This is a genomic window from Gimesia sp. (assembly GCF_048262075.1).
In the GTDB taxonomy this organism is placed as follows: domain Bacteria; phylum Planctomycetota; class Planctomycetia; order Planctomycetales; family Planctomycetaceae; genus Gimesia.
The window spans coordinates 958,059-976,635 of record NZ_JBLXFK010000001.1 but is presented as its reverse complement, the minus strand read 5'-3'; the positions used below and the strand labels follow the sequence as shown (position 1 = coordinate 976,635).

The window sequence follows — 18,577 nt, the reverse complement described above, 5'->3', positions numbered from 1 at the left end:
TAACATTGCTTAGATCTGCCAGACGCATTAGAGTGTGTTTATGTAAGTGGCTCAGTCAGATACCTGTTGGAATTGATTTTCGAAGGGGTGAGAGATGCAGCTCCGACAGCGGCTTATGGTGGTTTTGCTCGTATTGATTTTCGCGCAGCCAGTTTTTGCAGCGGAGGTTGAAACTCCCGTTGAAGCCAAAACTCCCGAAGAGCTGGCAGTGGAAGGACTACGGGGGTTTTGGACAAACCTGCAGACGAATAAAGATGGCAGCGTTCGTCTCGTCCGATTGAGTAAACCACATGTGACACTCGAAGCATTGGCCCATCTGGAACAGTTCCATCAACTCGACTATCTGGCACTGGTCTGTCCACAGTTTGGTGATGAAGCACTACCGTATATTCAAGAGCTGACCAACCTGGATAGCCTGATGCTCTCCGAATCGGCGGTTGGTGATTCCGGAATGAGTTATCTGCAGAAACTCCACAAACTGGAACGCCTCTATCTGGACAATACGAAAGTCACCGATGCAGGATTGCGGCAGTTAGCACATCTCCAGCAACTCAAAGTGCTTTCCTTACGAAATACGACTGTGACTGATCAGGGAATGCGCGCTCTGGCTGGTCTGAAAAATCTCGAAGTGGTGTTTCTGTCCGGGACGAAAGTCAGTGATGCCGGCTTCAAATCGCTGGCGAAACTGAAACAGTTGAAAGTTCTGTATCTCGCGCGGACGGAAGTGACCGGGACCGGTCTGTCTGAACTGAAGTCTTTGGCGAAGCTTGAGTATCTGGTCCTCAATCGAAATAAGTTACAGCCGACTGTGGTTGAAGCTTTATCCAGTCTGACTCAATTGAAAGGTCTGGAGCTTCAATATACTGGCCTGCCTGATTCTTCGATTCAACAACTCAAAAAAAGTCTGGAAAAGACCGATCTTTTTGTGAATGAGAAATCAGACGCATCCACAAGTCTGGTCTTACTTGCTGAACCGGACTCCATTAATTTAAAAGCAGTCCTGCCGTCGATTCAATCGCGAATTACAGCCGGTGAAAAACTCACACCCGATTTTCAGCAACATGTCATTCCCCTGTTGGGACGCCTGGGCTGTAACAGTCGGAACTGTCATGGTTCTTTTCAGGGACGGGGTGGGTTTCAGCTGTCGATGTTTGGCTATGACTTCAAGCTGGACCACGACAACCTCTTGAAACGGATTGATAAAGAACATCCGGAACAAAGTCTGGTGCTGAATAAGCCCACTTCGGAAGATGAACATGAAGGTGGCTTGAGACTGCCTCCCGGTGGCTGGGAGCAGAAACTGTTACGTGAGTGGATCAAAGCCGGTGCAAAGTCGATTGATAAAACAGCACCGCGGTTTGTCCGTCTGGATGTGACGCCACAGCAGATTGTCTTCTCAGAAAAGGGAGATTCAGTCCCACTCAACGCCATCGCGGTCTGGTCGGATGGCACTCGCGAGGATGTGACATGCCTGACGCGATTTGAATCAAAAGATGACAGTGTAGCGGAAGTAACGCCGGAAGGAACGATCCATTCCAAAGGTTCTGGAGATACGTATGTGATTTCCTACTATGATAACGGAATCTTTTCTACGCAGGTCATTTTGCCGGTTAAGAAGTATGAGGACAATCTCTATCCTGATATACCGACGCCGACCAAAGTCGATGAGCATGTCGTCAACAAGCTGCGCAAACTGGGAATTCAGCCTTCGGTATTATGTACGGATGAGGAATTTTTAAGACGCGTCAGCCTGGATATGACGGGCACTCTGCCTGCTCCTGACGAAATTCAAAAATTTCTAAAAGATTCATCTAAGGAAAAGCGGGCACAAAAAATTGAGGAACTGCTCCAACGCGAAGCTTACGTTGCCTGGTGGAGTATGAAACTTTCAGATCTGACGGGCAGCAATGCCGGATATCTGGGCGGGACAGAAATGGCACAACCTGTTGCCGGTCAGTGGAATGCCTGGATTCAAAGACGAGTGGAAGACAACGTCGGCTGGGACAAAATCGTAAGCGGTATTATTCTGGGAACCAGCCGTCTGCCAGGGCAGACCTTTGAAGAATTTATGGCCCAGCAGAGTGAATTCACCAGTATTAAGGACCGGGCTGATTTTACCGCGCTGGAGAATACGATGCCCCATTACTGGGCGCGGGGAAATATGACGGTGCCTTCAGATAAAGCGCTTGCTTTCGGTTATACCTTCCTGGGAATGCGGCTGGACTGTGCCCAATGCCATAAGCATCCTTTTGATGAATGGTCCAAGCAGGATTTTGAACTCTTTACCGAATTCTTTACCCGGGTCAAATTTGGCGTGCCCCCCGATGCCGCTGTTTTGCATGAACAGACCCGTAACATGTTGGGGGTTCCCGTGAAGTTAAATACAGCTGCTTTACGGAGACAAAGTTATTTACGTATTGCAGCAGAAGGACGTCCTGTTCCCTGGCGCGAAGTTTATATTGAACCTGCGAAAACAGAAAAGCAGGTCGCTAAACTGTTGGGGGGAGAGGAAATTGACATCAGTGAGATTAGTGATCCACGCGAGCTACTGATGCAGTGGATGCTGGAGGAGCCGAACCATTATTTTGCCAAAGCGTTTGTGAACCGGATCTGGGCACATTATTTTAATGTGGGTATCATCAATCCGCCGGACGATCTGAACCAGGCCAATCCTCCCAGTAACAAGGCTCTGCTCGATTACCTTGTGAAAGGGTTTATTGACAGTGGTTACAATATGAAGTGGCTGCATCGGACCATAGCAAACAGCCGAACGTATCAACTCAGTTGGCGGCCCCATCCGACGAATCGAAAGGATTTGCGAAATTTCAGTCACGCGGTATTAAGACGACTGCCAGCGGAAGTGGCCATAGATGCGATTCTGCAGGCCACAGCCAGTCAAAAGAAGCTTTCAGAACTGGCGATTCAGACTGACCGGCGTAAGATTACGCAGCATCCGCTTTCCTATCAGACCCGGGCGATTGATTTTTCTCTACTGGTGTTTGGAAAACCTTTAAGGACGACCAACTGTGACTGCGAACGTCAGGATGAACCGACACTACTGCAATCACTCTATGTGCGCAATGATGCTGAAATGCTGGGCCACCTGACACGTTCGGACAGCTGGTTGTCGGAGTTAAAGGGGAAATCATTCACTCAGGAAGAGCAGGAAAGACTGGTTACTGATGCGTACCTGCGGACACTTTCGCGTTTACCGGAAGAAACAGAATGGAAAGAAAGTCTAAAGCATCTGCAAAATATGGAAACGGTTCAGGAAGGTCTGCATGATCTGATGTGGGTACTGTTGAACACACAGGAATTCATTACCAACCATTGATCCAGCGAGACAGACCGGAAAAGATAATTCCCTGAGAGGGCAATAACGATGAATCACCACAATTTAATCAGCAGACGTAATGCCTTACAGATTGGGTTTCTGGGTGGACTCGGATTATCTTTGCCTGGATTCCTCAAGCTATCTGCTGTCAACGCAGAGCACGCGGCTTCGAAGAAAACAAAAGCGGATGCAGTCCTGTTCCTGAATCTGGCGGGAGGTGTCTCGCATCTGGATACACTGGACAGGAAACCCGAAGCGCCGACTGAGACGCAGGGAGAGTTTAAGTCGATTCAGACCTGCATTTCCGGATTTAATGTCTGTGAGCACATGCCAAAATATGCCGCGAAAGCGGATCAATTTACATTGATTCGCGGGATCTCGCATTCGGCAGGTGCCCATCCTCAGGGACAGTCCTGGATTTCTACCGGGAATCGACCTGTACCCGCGCTGATCTATCCCTCACTGGGGTCGGTGATCAGTAAGGAAGTCTCGAGCAAACCGGATCTGCCTGGCTATGTGGCGATTCCCAAAACTGAATGGAATGCCGGCTATATGGGAGATGCCTATGCACCTTTCAAAACCAATACCGTGCCGCGACCAGGACAACCTTTTCAGGTGCGCGGAATTTCGCTACCTGAAGGACTTACACTGGAGAAGGTTAACCAGCGACAACAACTGCTTGAGAAATTGAACCGGCGTTTTAAAGACGAAGTGACCGAAAGCCAGTTGCTGGAAGCGCTGGATCAGTTTGGCTCACAGGCATATAATATGATCACTTCAAAGCGGGCGCGGGCGGCGTTTGATGTGGAACAGGAAGCGAAACCGATTCGGGATCTGTTTACACCAGATGAATTCAATCAGTCTGTCTTTCTGGGGTGCCGACTGATTGAATATGGTGTGCCCTTTGTGACGGTGACTTATGATGGCTGGGACACGCATACAGAAAATTTTGTCGGTCATCGTCGGCTCCTGCCCGCGTTAGACGGCGGGATGACAGCCGGAATGGAAATGCTGAAGCAGAAAGGATTGCTGGAACGGACGCTGGTTGTGATTATGGGAGAGTTCGGTCGCACACCTAAAATCAATATCAATGCAGGACGCGATCATTATCCACGTGTGAACTGGTGTCTGATGACGGGGGCTGGTATCAAACCAGGTCAGTTTGTCGGTGGGACAACCAAAGCAGGGGATGCACCTGATGAGAGTACCGAGATCAAACCCGATGATATCGCCGCGACGATTTATCACAGCCTGGGGATTGATCCTTTGAAGGAATATTTTACTAATACCGGACGTCCCACGATGCTGGTCCCCCACGGTCGCATTATGCATGAACTGTTTGCCTGAACGCATTTGAGACAGACAGGGGATTTAATTTAAGCCCCCCCCCATGGTTTGGATTGAATTGTATCACAGCCTGCGGTCTAATTGAGTGTTGGTGCAGTGATCCGTTTCGCTAATCTAAAGCCATCCCATTTAACCGTAGCGTCTCTCAATCTGATATACTCGAGTCAAACAGCCCTGGCGACGCTACAGAAAAACTGGACACAGTCTAAACAGATAAATGAATTTCCTGCATGGCATCGTTTGCTCCTGAATATGAGGTAGCTCTGTGATAAGAACTCTGATCATTGCTCTGTCGGTGAATACCTTTCTGCCTGTCATGCTGTCAGCCGAAGACAGCATTCAGAACCCCAATATCGTGCTGATTATGGCCGACGACTTAGGTTATGGAGACCTGAGCTGTTATGGGAGTAAGGAGTGTGATACTCCGCATTTGGATCGACTTGCTGCGAATGGAATGCGATTTACCGATTTTCATTCCAGTGGGGCTGTCTGCAGTCCCACCCGGGCAGGATTACTGACAGGTCGTTATCAGCAGAGAGCAGGTATTGCGGGAGTGGTCTTTGCGAACCCCATGAAGAACCGACATCATGGTCTTCAGAAAAATGAAATCACCCTGGCACAATGTCTGCGGGATGCAGGTTACCAGACGGGTATGTTTGGCAAATGGCACCTGGGGTATCAACGGCAGTACAACCCGACATTTCGTGGGTTTCAGAAGTTTGTTGGCTACGTGAGTGGGAATGTTGACTACTTTGCTCACCTGGACGGAACCGGCGTATTTGACTGGTGGCATAATGCGGAGTTGAACCGAAATGAGCAGGGATATGTGACTCATCTGATAAATGACCATGCCGTGGAATTCATTCGCCAGCAACAAGAGAAACCATTTTTTGTCTATATCGCGCATGAGGCCGTTCATTACCCATATCAGGGACCTCATGATCAGCCGATGAGGAAAGAGGGGGTTGGTGACATCAAGTCTGCCAAACGAAAAGATATTACGAATGCCTACCGCGAGATGAATACTGAAATGGATAAAGGCATCAGTAAAGTGGTTGATGTTTTAAAAGAACTGAATCTGACGGACAATACGTTCATTTTCTTTCTGTCCGATAATGGTGCAAATAATAAAGGATCGAACGGAAAATTGCGTGGGTTCAAGGGAGGGCTCTGGGAAGGGGGACATCGTGTGCCGGCAATCGCCTGCTGGCCAGGTCAGATTCCTGCAAAAACCGTTTGTGATGAGACCGTGATTAGTATCGATCTGATGCCCACCATTCTGGAATTGACGAAAGCAAAAGTCCCAGCGGGACACAAGCTGGATGGAGTCAGTCTGGTCACCCTGTTAACAGACCAGCAGTCATTAGCACCCCGACAGATCTTTTGGGATTACAACGGTAAATCTGCAGTAAGGCAGGGACCTTGGAAACTGATAATGAATCAGACGCGCAAGGAACCGGTTGAACTATATGATCTCAGCGGGGATCTATCGGAATCAAACAATCTGGCTGACGCCCAGCATCAGCGTGTTCAGCAAATGCAGTCTGCGCTCGCTGCCTGGAAAACAGAGGTGCAACAAACCGCAACGCCTCAGCCTGAAAAATAAACTATGCAATGTTGGCAGGAGAATCAAAGATGCTTCGACTCACGATTTTGTTAGTACTACTGTTTCCCATGTTATTGACGACGGCAGAAGCAGCACCGGATTCATTACAGGCGGGAGCGGCAAAATATAATATCACACCGCGAAAATTTCCTGTCTCAATGACGGGCAGCTTTCAGGATCGTCAGGCTCAATCTGCGCATGACCCCTTGCATGCCCGGGCGCTGGTTTTAAAGAGCGGTGATACCAGCATTGCTTTTGTCGTCTGTGATATCTGTCTGATTTCCCGCGAGATATTTGATGCTGCCAAGCAACAGGCATCCCTCAAGACCGGTATCCCCACCAGCAACATGCTGACCTCAGCCACTCATACGCATACAGCTCCCACTTCTGTACCCTTGGCACAATGTCATCCCAGTCCGGCATATGTGCAGTTTCTGACGGAGGGAATTGCACAATCCATTATCAATGCGCATGCGCAATTAGCACCAGCACAGATAGCCTGGGGAGTGACAGAGGAACCGGCTGAAGTAAACAATCGGCGGTGGTATGTCAAAGAAGGAGAGATCCAGCTTAACCCGTTTGGGAAGAAGACGGACAAGGTACGGACAAATCCCCCGCGCGGTAGCGAAATACTGATCAAACCGGCCGGTCCCATAGATCCGACAATTTCTTTTCTCTCAGTTCAGACAATTGAGGGGCGGCCTTTGGCGTTGCTGGCTAATTATTCGTTACACTATGTAGGGGGAATTCCGCCAAATCAGCTCTCCGCAGATTATTTTGGGGAGTATGCACGGCAGATTAAAAAGCGGCTGGGTGGAGATGATACTTTTGTAGGCATTATGTCTAATGGCGCGAGCGGAGATATCAATAACTACAATTTTAAAGAACCACGTCCGCGTGCGGCCTCCTTTGAACGTATTATTCAAGTCGCCTCAGTCATCGCAGAGCGTACATACGAAGCTGTAAAAAAACTAAAGTATCAGAGGAAGTTAGAAATTCTGATGCTGGAACAAACTCTGGATCTGGGTATTCGCAAACCGGATCAGGAGGAGTTGGCCTATGCGAAGAAACTCTTGTCTGAAGCGAAAGATCGCGACCGTTTAACCACAAACGAAGTATATGCCCGGGAAACAGTGAATATTGACCAGGGGCCCGATACCGTCAATATCAAACTGCAGACTCTGAGAATTGGTGAACTGGGAGTCGTAGCGATTCCCTGTGAGGTCTTTGCAGAAATCGGACTTGAGATTAAACGGAGAAGCCCACTCAAGCCAACCTTTGTTATTGGGCTGGCGAATGGCTATAACGGTTATCTGCCTACTCCGGAACAGCACGTGTTGCAGGGCTACGAGACCTGGAGGTCCAGTTGGAGTTATCTGGAACCGGATGCCTCAAATAAAATCAATTCACAGATATTTAAGATGCTGAATCAGATTTCAGACTGACTTACTTTATCAAATATGATCTAAAACGAAACACTGAGGACGGAATATGAAAAAGCAGATTTCAATCATCTGTCTGGGATGCCTGGTCCTTCTAATGTCCAATCAGTCAGGTTGTACTTCTGAGCCGAATCAATTATCGGAACAGGAACAGCAGCAGGGATTCAAACTTTTGTTTAATGGTAGGGATCTGACAGACTGGCAGCACAGTGGCAACTGGAAAGTGGAAGAAGGGGTGATTACCCGGTCCGGCAACGGGGGAAGTCTGGTTTATGAAACAGAGCCTGTGCCCGATAACTTTGAGCTGAAGTTTGAATGGAAGGTTGCGGAAGGAAGTAATAGCGGTGTCTATTACCGTTCCGGTCAATATGAATATCAGATCCTGGATAATCAGAAGCACGTGGATGGCAAGAACCCTCGCACCAGTGCGGCTTCGATCTATTTTTGTCTGCCTCCTTCACACGACGCGACACGACCGGTGGGCGAATGGAATACGGGACGCATCGTTTGTCAGGGGACTGTCATTCAACACTGGCTGAATGGGGAAAAAGTGATTGATCTGGATTATACGGACCCACGCTATGCCTGGCATGTAGAACTTCTGGCCAATCGGGGAGGAAACCTGAGTGATCGTGGAGCAAACCTGTCTCTCCAGGATCATGGTGATCCGGTCTGGTACCGCGCTTTAAAAATGCGGAGTATTCCTGATACAGAGAAACTCAAACACAGTAATGTGAATCCTGCGGAAATTACCGATGCGATGATGGCTGCTGAACAACGTAAACTGCAGCGGATTATGGAAAGTCGGGCACGGCAACAACAGAAAAAACAGTAAGCGGTATGCTGGGGCAAATTCAAACTGATGATTCGATTATAAAATCTGACGAGCAAATATATATTAAAGGATGATTTTTCCATGTTCTGGAAACGCTTAGGTGAAATCTGCTTAATCATGTTAATGACAACCCGATTTGTGTCAGCAGCAGAGCCGGTTCAAGTGATTTTTGATACGGATCTCTCTGGAGATGTCGATGATGTACTGGCATTGGCAATGTTACACACGCTGGCGGATCGGGGAGAATGTGATTTACTGGCAGTGACCATATCCAAAATCAATCCTTTGACTGGTCCCTTCACAGACGCCACAAATACATTTTACGGACGAGGCGATATTCCTATCGGAGTGACACGCGATGCACAGAAACGCGAGAGCCGCTATCTGAAACTTATCAACGAAAGGCAGGGCAATCAGAGTCGTTACCCGCATGATGTCAGGTCGAATCAACAGCTTCCGGATGCGGTCAAACTGCTGCGGAAAACGCTGGCTGCATCAGCTGACGGTTCCATTGTGATTATACAGGTCGGTTTAGCAGCAAATCTGGCTGATCTGGTTGAGTCGAAAGCAGATGAGTTCAGCCCGCTTTCCGGTCCCGAATTGATCAGACGAAAAGTCAAACTGGTCTCCGTGATGGCAGGTGCGTTTGAACCCATTGATGGGAATACACATTTTCTGGAAGCAAACGTGCGAAATGGAATTCAATCCATGCAGCGATTTGTACGACAGTGGCCTGTGAGTACGCCTGTCGTCTGGAGTGGATTTGAAATCGGCATTGCCGTCCGCTATCCGCGCGAGAGTATTGCCCGGGATTTTAACTATATGGAACACCACATCGTACGGGAGGCTTATCTGCTGCATAGTGGGGCGGAACACGATCGTCCCAGTTGGGACTTAACGAGTGTGTTGTATGCAGTTCGACCCCACGATGGCTATTTTGATCTTTCCGAGCCAGGAAAAGTTACCGTTGACGATGATGGCTTTTTGAGTTTCCATTCAGCAAAACAGGGGCGGGATCGCTATCTTAAAATGAATCCCCTGCAGGCGGTGCAGGTAAAGGAAGTCTTACGCAGTCTGGTCAGTCAGCCTCCAGTCATCCGAACACTTCCATAATAAAGTGCGAGAGCGTGTTGATTATTGATCCGAGTTTCGACTGACTTCCTCCAGCAAGGTATCGATTGATTCACACATTTCTTTTTTGAGGGCATACAGACTGTTCTGCATTTCTTTGAGTTGATCAATTCGATTTTTTGAATTGACGGGCCGCGAACGCTGTTCAATTTCGGTTTCGTGAGTGTTTTCAGTCTGTGAGTCTGCTTCTACAGGATGGTCACTACTAACCTCTTTACTCTCCATGATTATTGAGCTTCTTAATTTAGTCACAAGCAACTCAGTATCAATCGGTTTGACCAGCAGGTCTTTAAAACCAAGTGCCAACGCCTCACGAGTCAGTTGCTTCATCTTAGGCGAAGACGTGCCGTGCTCTTTGGTCACCATCAGATAAAAATTCAGCGGAGGAATTACTCCTTCGTCATTGAAGCGTTCGATTCTGGCGGCAGCCCTGTATAAATCAAGGGCATTCATCGTTGGTAGAAACAGACTTGTTAAAACAGCGTCAATCGAAAAATCGGTTTTCAAAATCAGTAATGCTTCTTCACCACTTTCTGCAGAGATAGTCTCGAAGTGATGCAGCCCCAGTTTCTGGTTCAAACTTTGACGAATGAATCCGATTTCGTCAACAATCAGTATTTTCATAGTTTTATCCTGATGTGAATTTAAGAATCGATCGCGATAGCTATCTGATTTGAAAGAAGTTCACATAATCTTGTATCGCCCTCTCGAAAAAAAATAAAAATGGGGGAAATTACCCAATTCTTTGTACTGTAATCACCTCAATATTGAATGAGGAGCTACGTTTGGGTAAAAGGGATAGAATGGGGTGGTGTGGGTGCATGCTGGGGATGTGTGATACAGGAGAATGGATAAATAAGGCAGATACTGTAGATTTCAGAATATAATCGAGATTACAGACTGTGAAATTACAGTCTGTAGTTTTGGATAATCTGTTGAACGGGAGCATCCAAACAGTTTACCAGGGAATATATCGGATCAACAAAATCTGTCATCAGGTCCGTTGTTTATTGTTGATAGTTTATTCGTGAACTGACCTTTCATTACTGTTCCATTGAATTCCCGCTTAGTGGAAACAATCTGTTGGCACTGCTGTTATGTTGCCATCATTTCATACAAATAAATGCCTACTGACAATTAGTATTCCTGATCCTGCTATGAGGAGGAGTGTTGATATCCTTTGTGGAAGTAATGGACTTTGTTGTCGTATTTATTTGGAAGCTGAATTGAAAGAGGATATGTAAATGCGAAAGTTGGCAAAAGCATTTCTTTACGCGCAGTGTTCTCTTTAAATCGTGTCAATGAATTTTGCTAAACACTGAAAGAGGAGCAGAAATCATTTGTATCAGATCGTATTACGTTTGAGGGCCCAATGACGGAATTTATTGTGTACATCATTGACGATGACCCTGATGTCTTAGATTCGATTTCCTATCTGCTGCGAACTTCCGGCTATAAGGTCAAACCGTTTAACAGTGTTTTCTCTTTTCTGGAATCAAACGATTTTAATACGCCGGGCTGTGTTCTCATCGATCTGATCATGCCTGAAATTTCTGGAATCGAAGCTATGCTGTTATTTGACAAACGTCAGATTCGATTTCCGGTGATCATGATGAGTGCTTATGGAGATATTGAAAAAGCAGTATTAGCTGTAAAGCAGGGGGCATGTGAATATCTGGAAAAGCCATTTGCGAAAGATAAGTGTGTTCAGGCAGTAGAAACAGCACGTGCAATCTGGAATGAGAATTCACAAGAGACAGCCGATAACAGCATGAAATATCTGCAGTTATATGATGGTCTCACCCGTCGGGAAAAACAGGTATTTCATCTGATTGCAGAAGGCCATTCAGGGAAACAGATTGCGAATTCCATGTCGATCAGTTATCGAACTATGGAAAAACATAAAGCACATGTTCTCACTAAATTAGGTGTTTCCAGCACCACTGATATCGTACATATTCTTTATAAAATTAAAGATATGCCAGGCTACCGAAAAACTGGAATGCCTGATGCGTCTCAATAGGTTGTAGTGACTGCGGTTAGGTAGTTATCTCTTGCACTCTCTTCTTCGGTATATCAACCACCTTGCCGGCCCCGTAAGTGCCTGTCAAAGAATCTGTTTCGGATTGTTAAAGTAATCAGATTGGCAGTTAAGTGGGTTATCGCTGCCATTTGCCTGGCAGGATCGTAATTCCCAGCTGTTTAAGCAGGGGTGGGGGAATTCCCCCATCAATTGAGGAGGTCTTTCACGTCGATAAGAAATGAACTGATGAGTAAGAAAAAAACAGGGGTCGAAGATATGAACACAAAGTTATTCAAAATCGCGTTTTTAAAGGCAAAGGGGTAAATCCAAAAGTATTGAACCGTAGTATTACCAAAAGATAAGGGCCAGGTATGAAATCCAGACAAACCGGATATTGTAAAGATCACTTCGCTGAGCAGATGATGAGATTCAGTATAGATGTGGTTGTTGCAATGACCGAGGCCGGTAATATTCTGATGGCGAGCCCTTCCATTGAATCTGCCTGGGGATGGAGCACGGAGGAGATTTCTGGAAAGAATATTTACGAACTGCTGACTGCAGCGTCCTGTGAACCGTGCCAGCATTGTTTTTCAGAGTGTGTCGTTTCAGGAAACTCTGCTGTTTGTGAGCTTGTGATCAAACGTGAAGATCACTCCTGTAGTCCGTATGCATTGACTCTCCATCAACTTGAAGAATCAAATGAAGACGTTCAATTCATCGGTATCTTCCGCGAAATCGCTGAGCGATTTCGGTTTCAGGACCAGCAGACTGAATACCTGGAACGTCTGAAACAGACTCGCCGGGAACTGAAGCGAAAAGAATTTGAGCTTAAATCCGCACTCGGCATGGTTGAACAGGCTAATCGGGCAAAGAGTGAGTTCCTGTCGAATATGAGTCATGAGATTCGTACTCCAATGACAGCAATTGTTGGTTATTCCGAAGTATTAAAAGAATCGACAAGTCAAGCGGAGCAGCATGATCTGATTGAAATCATCCAGAGAAATGGTGACCATCTTCTGCAGTTGGTGAACGATATTCTGGATATTTCAAAAATTGAGTTGGGGCAGTACGAAGTCAGAGAAGAAGAGTGTTCTCCTGTAAAAGTTCTGCAGGAAGTGATGACGGCTTATCAACCCAAAGCAGTTGAAAAGGGACTGCAGTTGCTTACCAATATTCAGGAGACGATTCCCGTCGTTATTCAGTCTGATCCAGCGCGGCTGAAGCAGGTTCTGGAGAACCTGGTGAGTAATGCGATCAAGTTTACGGACAACGGCTTTGTTCGCCTTGAGATCAGAGCGATTTCCCAGCCGAACCATGAGCGCCTGCTACAGTTTAATATTGCAGATACAGGAATTGGTATTTCACAGGAAATTCTGAAGCATATATATGATCCTTTTATTCAGGCTGACAGTTCCTCGTCGCGAGCTTATAGTGGTACAGGACTGGGTTTGACACTGACACATAAGCTGGTGCAGTTACTGGGAGGAAAACTGACTGTGCAATCATCGGTGAATCAGGGAAGCGTGTTTTCTGTGACTTTGAATGTCGGAAATATAACTTCGCAGATGAGGCAAACAGGCAGACGGCCTGATCTTAGTTGTAACAAAACACTTTCGCAAACAGCACCTGGTGTCCGAGTGGGGAGAGACCCCACTGGTATGAAAGGCAGGGTATTGCTGGTTGACGATACACACGAGATTCGCAGACTCTTCAATTATATGTTGTCAAAGATGGGGTTGGATGTAGTGACTGCTTCTAATGGCAGGGAGGCTATTGAGCTGATTCAGGATGCAGAAAACCAGGGGGAGCCTCACGATCTGATCCTGATGGACATGCAGATGCCGGTCATGGATGGTTATGAAGCGACCCGGTTTCTCAGAAGTCAGAATCATCAGGTACCCGTCATTGCAATTACTGCTCATACTCTGATTGCCGATCGAGAAAAATGTATTGCTGCAGGTTGCAGTGACTATCTTGGAAAACCCGTCAAATATGATGTACTGACAGAGATGGTCTCCCGCTATCTGAATGCTACTTTGAAAGTACGGTAAATCCTGCCCCTGTTTTTTCAAGCTCAGTTCAAAGAAAACACCGTCTCAGGAAGTTGAGTCAGCATGATCCTGATGAGGTGGAGATGCAGGCAGTGACAGATGGAAAATCGCACCTCCCTCCGGATTGGGGGTATACCACATTTTTCCACCAGAGGCATCGACGAGAGAGTGGCTGAGCGAAAGCCCGATACCAATGCCCTCTTCCTTGGTTGTGGTAAACGGCGTGAATAACCGGCGGGCAAGCTCAGCCGAGATCCCGAGGCCTGTGTCTTTAACCGATATTTGAATCATATTGTGTTCGACAGCAGCTGATGTAATTGTCAGAATTCTGGGAGAGGGAGTGTGTGCCATGGCCTCAACCGCATTTTTTAACAGATTGACCAGTACCTGTTCGATCTGGACCTGATCTGCATAAACCATAGTGAATTTATTTTCGTTCCTGGTTTGTACCTGAATCTGTTTTAAGCGGATCTGGTACTTCATTAATTGTATGGCGCTACGGATACTATATTGAATGTTAAACAGAAACCGTTGCTGCCTGCGTTTTTTGACCAGGGAACGCAATCGTCGGACGATCTCGCCGGAACGCAGGGACTGCTCGACCACTTTATCAACCAGTTCAGAAATATCTTCTCCCCGCTCCAGAAGATTTTTTATGGCAGCGCTGTAGTTGGCGATCGCAGTCAAAGGCTGATTTAACTCATGTGAAAGACCCGCAGCAAGTTCTCCCATCACAGAGAGCCGGGACACATGCGCAAGCTCGTCCCGATATTCCTGAGTGATACGATCCGTTTCGTATTTTTTGGTAATATCCTGAATCGTGCCATACATTAACGGCGTTTGTTGATCGGGCGACATTTTGAGTGCCGCCTGTTGATGCACGTAACGGATCTCACCATTAGGCCTGATAATCCGATGTTCGATGCTGAATGGTAAATCGTTTTTTAACGTATTGATGATAACCCGTGACACTAACTCCCGGTCTTCCTCATGGATGATCTGGAGAAAAGAGTTGTAATCTGGTTGCGGTTCCGTTTCAGGCATATCTAGAATGCGAAAAACTTCTTCCGACCACCAGAGGGTGTTATTCTGTGGATCCCACTCCCAACTGCCGATGTGCGCTAGCCGTTGTGCTTCGTACAATCTTGAATGAACGCGATTCACTTCAATTTCTGATGCCTTGAGTTCGGAAATATCCTGGATGATGACTAGAACTTCTTCCGGCTGATAAGGCAGTAATCTTGCCTGGAACCAGTGCGTATGAAACTCGGCTTGCAGTGAATACTCAAACGTCACAGTTTTCTGAGTCTGTATTACCTGATCAATCGCCAGTTCAAACTGGGAGACTACGGCTTTGGGAAACAGCTCACAGATCTGCTTTTGATACAGTGTTTCTGTCGGGAGCAAAAAGTTTTTCAGCTTTCCACTTTCATCGCCGACAATGGTTCCGTCAATACTCAAGTGAAAGAACAGATCAGGATTGACCTGCAACATGGCTTCAAGTTCCGCTGTCTTTTTGATAACGATATTTTCTGCTATCAGTCGGTCAGTAATATCCACTGCAGAGCCGATAATCTGGCAGAGTTGTCCTTCATCGTCATAGAGTGGTCCAAATGTAAAGTCCAGATCCATCATTCTGGTTTCTGACAAGCGGACTTTTGTGTCGAGACGGACGATTTCACCCTGCGCAGATCTCAGCAGAGCCTGCCTGAGTGTCTGTTGTGCTTTGAAAGAATGTGACCACCAGTATGTTTCCCACAACGGTTTTTGCATCACGTCAGATTGATTGAAAATATCCGTTTCCAGAGGGGCATGTTTTAGTTCAAGCAAGACACCTTCTGTCGAAAAGACACCCACAAAAACAAACAGGCTGTCCAGGAGATCTTGAGTCTGTTGTGATGAAGGTTGCAGTTTTTTTTTATTCTGCCTGTGTTTTAAAAGTTCCTGCTTGTGGCTTTCGTGAGTCTGGTTGAGTGTTGCAGGACTGGAAACGAAGTGCCTGGATGTCTGTGAGATCTGCTGGTTTGTTGAGGTGTCCATACCGATTTTCGTACGCCTTAGATTGAGTAACTAGAGCGTATCACAATTAACTGCAGCGTCTTTCGAAAAAATATATTCGATCCAAATGCCACTAGAGACGTTACAAATAACTGGACACAGTCTGGTGTGTTCGTCTTTGAATTTCAGAGTAAACAACTATGGAATTCTCAGGAAAATAACGCAGGCAGGAGACGAAACAGATCTTGGGTCGAAGTTGACATCCATTTTCCAGACACACCGAGTCCTTGCCATTCAATGATCAGTCGCTACTATGGTCTGAGGCTATTGCGTCAGGCATATCACACTTGATCGTTGCATGGTGGCCAGAGGAATCTGATTAACGTGAGTCTAAACTCCGATTAATTGTTCGGGATCCGTAAAGAGGACAGAGATATGATATTATGTGCTTTATCTGAATTGAGATAAACCCCGGTTTATCTCAGATTTTGAATCTTTCAGATTGGCAATTTACACATGGGAAAGAGATATCCCCGATAGAAAGTCTGGGAATCATGTGGGCATGCTACGAAGAAACAGAGACAGAACGGAAATCAATTACTCTGTTTGAGGGGGCTTTGAAAAAGATAGCCGAGGTGGGACTCGAATTGTTATCTCTATCCGCATTAAGCGTAAATAGTTACGCAATCTGTAAACCAGAATGATGCTGTATGCGCTGCAGTTCTTGGTTTCAGCTTTAAAAGTCATGGGGAGATTGATTCTAATCTAGAGGCGTGTCCACCAGTAGTAGAGCCAGAGAGGAATGATTTTAGTTGAAATATAACATCTCCAACAATCGGAAATCAAGAAAAGCGTTCGAAAGGTAAAGTAAAAATTGAGCCATCGTTTTGCCCATTTGGTTCTGTCTCTTTTTGACTCGATATAATCTTCAAGAAGCTCTGTGTGAGCAGGGGCATAAACACGTTCTCGGGTTGATTTTGGTAATAAAAATCTACCTAAGGCCCAAAATCGAGGCCAACCTGGTAAAAAATTTGCAGGCAGAGTTTTGGCTATATTATAAGGATGAATAGCGAGTATGTTATTATAGAATAATGTTGTAAAGTCAGCAAAGAAGCGTAGAACTGCCAAAGGTATTTTCGCAAGAACACCAATAATTACTGATGGAAAAAAAACGATTGTAGCCGCAAACAGTGAGCAGCAGATCATATATAACACGCTTGTGATATTGACCACGCAAAAACCAAGTCCAATGCCAAAAATTACAGGAAAAATCGTCGCTATGAGGGTATAAATGGCATTAGCATTTTGAGAATATTCAACTTCTTGAGATACTGTCTCACTGGTTCTCGCAACTTGATCCTTAATGCTCAATGTATTCAAATCTAAATAAAGGCCATTCAGAAAACCAACTAATAGCCCGGCTGCCATTCCAACCCAAATTCCTACATCTTGACTAGGGAAGTTCGTAAGGTATATGCAATAACCAAGGTAAAATGAAACGGAAAAAATTGTTAAGTAAAGACCTGAGACAAAACAGTCAAATACTCTAGAACTAGTTTTAATTTCGTTAGCAAGTTCCATTACACAGCCCTTCCCATCCAATTCCATGATTTGACTGCAGATAAAAAGCTGTAGATTCTTCAGCGGATTTAATTCCAAAGGATAGAATCTTATATCGCCGCTCTTTTATAGTGACACCATCAATGTGTTTCGACTCATACCAGCCCCTTACCATATTAGTGTCCTCTAACCGAGACATGAGCTGATAAAAGGCTGCAAGTGTTTTCTTCTGCTTATGTTCTGATTGCAGCTTTTCGCGGACCTCACGGCCTGACTTCTCGCCATCCATCAAAGTGGAAAGCACGTAGAATTGTAAGTGGGTCAGTCTAGGGAACATTAGTTTTGCTTTGGTATACGAGTCTACAAAACCAAATCGAAGCAGTCCTTTCCTTAAGTATCCGCTAGAAATAATATGATTTACCATGAACAGTCATTGGTCTGATGAAGAATTGGAAGTAGCAAGTTTTCTTTATACCTGGAACCCAGACGACTGGAATTGGATTGATCTCCAAGATGCAATTTATCGTGTTAATAACGACAAAAACTATTGTACGCACTGGAGCTGTGGTTCTACAAAGCACAAGATTCATATTGGCGACATGTTCTTTTTGATGCGTCTTGGTGTAGATCCAAAGGGAATTGTTGGTTGTGGGTACATAACTTCGACTCCGTTCCTTTTACCTCATTGGGATAAGGAAAAAGCTGCTAAGGGAATAACAGCACTACAGACGGATACATTGTTTAAGGCTTTGTCCAATGTGCCGATAATTCCTTTGGAAGACTTGAAGGCTAAGTACCCAAACTATGGATGGACTCCTATAGGCGGTGGGGTAACTATACCAGGTGAAATAGCAACGGACCTTCTGTCATTCATTGTGAAAGACGAACAACATGAGTTTGAACAACAGTCTGTAGAAAAAATTCATTCATTTTCAGAAGGAAGCGTGAAGACTGTAACTTGTAAATCGTATGATAGGAGCGCAGAGGCCAGACAGTCATGCTTAGAACATTGGGGTTATACATGTATTGCTTGTGGATTTAAGTTTGAAGATAAATATGGGGAGTTAGGTCGTGATTATATTGAAGTTCACCATTTGAAACCGATTTCTGAAATTGGCGAAGAGTATGAAATCAATCCGATAGATGATCTTCGTCCTGTCTGTGCCAATTGCCACAGAATGCTACATATGAAAAAACCAGCCCTCTCAATTCAAGAATTAGAGTCTTTAATAAACCTTGGCAGTAATTGA

At 45.8% G+C, this 18,577-nt stretch carries 12 protein-coding genes; 9 read left to right on the top strand and 3 right to left on the bottom strand.

Going from position 1 to position 18,577, the window contains the following annotated elements; translation table 11 throughout:
• The first annotated feature begins 94 nt into the window (after positions 1-94).
• The 6 genes from ACN0YH_RS03635 to ACN0YH_RS03610 all read left to right on the top strand — a co-directional run bounded on the left by ACN0YH_RS03635 (position 95) and on the right by ACN0YH_RS03610 (position 9,677).
• Positions 95-3,334, top strand: a complete 3,240-nt coding sequence (locus ACN0YH_RS03635) for a DUF1549 domain-containing protein (RefSeq protein ID WP_417378185.1) — start codon at positions 95-97, stop codon at positions 3,332-3,334.
• Between the two features lie 48 nt (positions 3,335-3,382).
• Positions 3,383-4,681 carry a DUF1501 domain-containing protein gene (locus ACN0YH_RS03630; protein ID WP_417378184.1) on the top strand — a complete coding sequence of 433 codons (1,299 nt, stop codon included), beginning with the start codon at positions 3,383-3,385 and terminating at the stop codon, positions 4,679-4,681.
• A gap of 265 nt (positions 4,682-4,946) precedes the next feature.
• A complete protein-coding gene (locus tag ACN0YH_RS03625) occupies positions 4,947-6,287 on the top strand; it encodes a sulfatase-like hydrolase/transferase (RefSeq protein WP_417378183.1) in 1,341 nt (446 codons plus the stop codon).
• A gap of 29 nt (positions 6,288-6,316) precedes the next feature.
• On the top strand, positions 6,317-7,732 hold the full coding sequence (locus ACN0YH_RS03620) for a neutral/alkaline non-lysosomal ceramidase N-terminal domain-containing protein (protein ID WP_417378182.1): 1,416 nt from the start codon (positions 6,317-6,319) through the stop codon (positions 7,730-7,732).
• A gap of 46 nt (positions 7,733-7,778) precedes the next feature.
• Positions 7,779-8,564, top strand: coding sequence for a 3-keto-disaccharide hydrolase (locus tag ACN0YH_RS03615; RefSeq protein WP_417378181.1), 786 nt, complete (start codon positions 7,779-7,781; stop codon positions 8,562-8,564).
• 81 nt (positions 8,565-8,645) lie between these two features.
• Positions 8,646-9,677, top strand: a complete 1,032-nt coding sequence (locus tag ACN0YH_RS03610; protein ID WP_417378180.1) for a nucleoside hydrolase — start codon at positions 8,646-8,648, stop codon at positions 9,675-9,677.
• 21 nt (positions 9,678-9,698) lie between these two features.
• Here the strand turns inward: ACN0YH_RS03610 and ACN0YH_RS03605 are convergent, their stop codons facing one another.
• Positions 9,699-10,319, bottom strand: coding sequence for a response regulator (locus ACN0YH_RS03605; protein WP_417378179.1), 621 nt, complete (start codon positions 10,317-10,319; stop codon positions 9,699-9,701).
• Positions 10,320-11,082: 763 nt separating this feature from the next.
• On the opposite strand from ACN0YH_RS03605, the gene ACN0YH_RS03600 reads away from it, so the two are divergent.
• Positions 11,083-11,718, top strand: coding sequence for a response regulator transcription factor (locus tag ACN0YH_RS03600; protein WP_417378178.1), 636 nt, complete (start codon positions 11,083-11,085; stop codon positions 11,716-11,718).
• 371 nt (positions 11,719-12,089) lie between these two features.
• On the top strand, positions 12,090-13,769 hold the full coding sequence (locus tag ACN0YH_RS03595) for a response regulator (RefSeq protein ID WP_417378177.1): 1,680 nt from the start codon (positions 12,090-12,092) through the stop codon (positions 13,767-13,769).
• Positions 13,770-13,814: 45 nt separating this feature from the next.
• Here the strand turns inward: ACN0YH_RS03595 and ACN0YH_RS03590 are convergent, their stop codons facing one another.
• Together ACN0YH_RS03590 and ACN0YH_RS03585 are read right to left on the bottom strand one after the other, a co-directional pair.
• Complete coding sequence (locus ACN0YH_RS03590) at positions 13,815-15,809, bottom strand: PAS domain-containing sensor histidine kinase (protein WP_417378176.1); 1,995 nt, start codon at positions 15,807-15,809, stop codon at positions 13,815-13,817.
• 723 nt (positions 15,810-16,532) lie between these two features.
• Complete coding sequence (locus ACN0YH_RS03585) at positions 16,533-17,348, bottom strand: hypothetical protein (RefSeq protein WP_417378175.1); 816 nt, start codon at positions 17,346-17,348, stop codon at positions 16,533-16,535.
• 401 nt (positions 17,349-17,749) lie between these two features.
• Here ACN0YH_RS03585 and ACN0YH_RS03580 point away from each other — a divergent pair, with 401 nt between their 5' ends.
• Positions 17,750-18,577, top strand: coding sequence for an HNH endonuclease (locus ACN0YH_RS03580; RefSeq protein ID WP_417378174.1), 828 nt, complete (start codon positions 17,750-17,752; stop codon positions 18,575-18,577).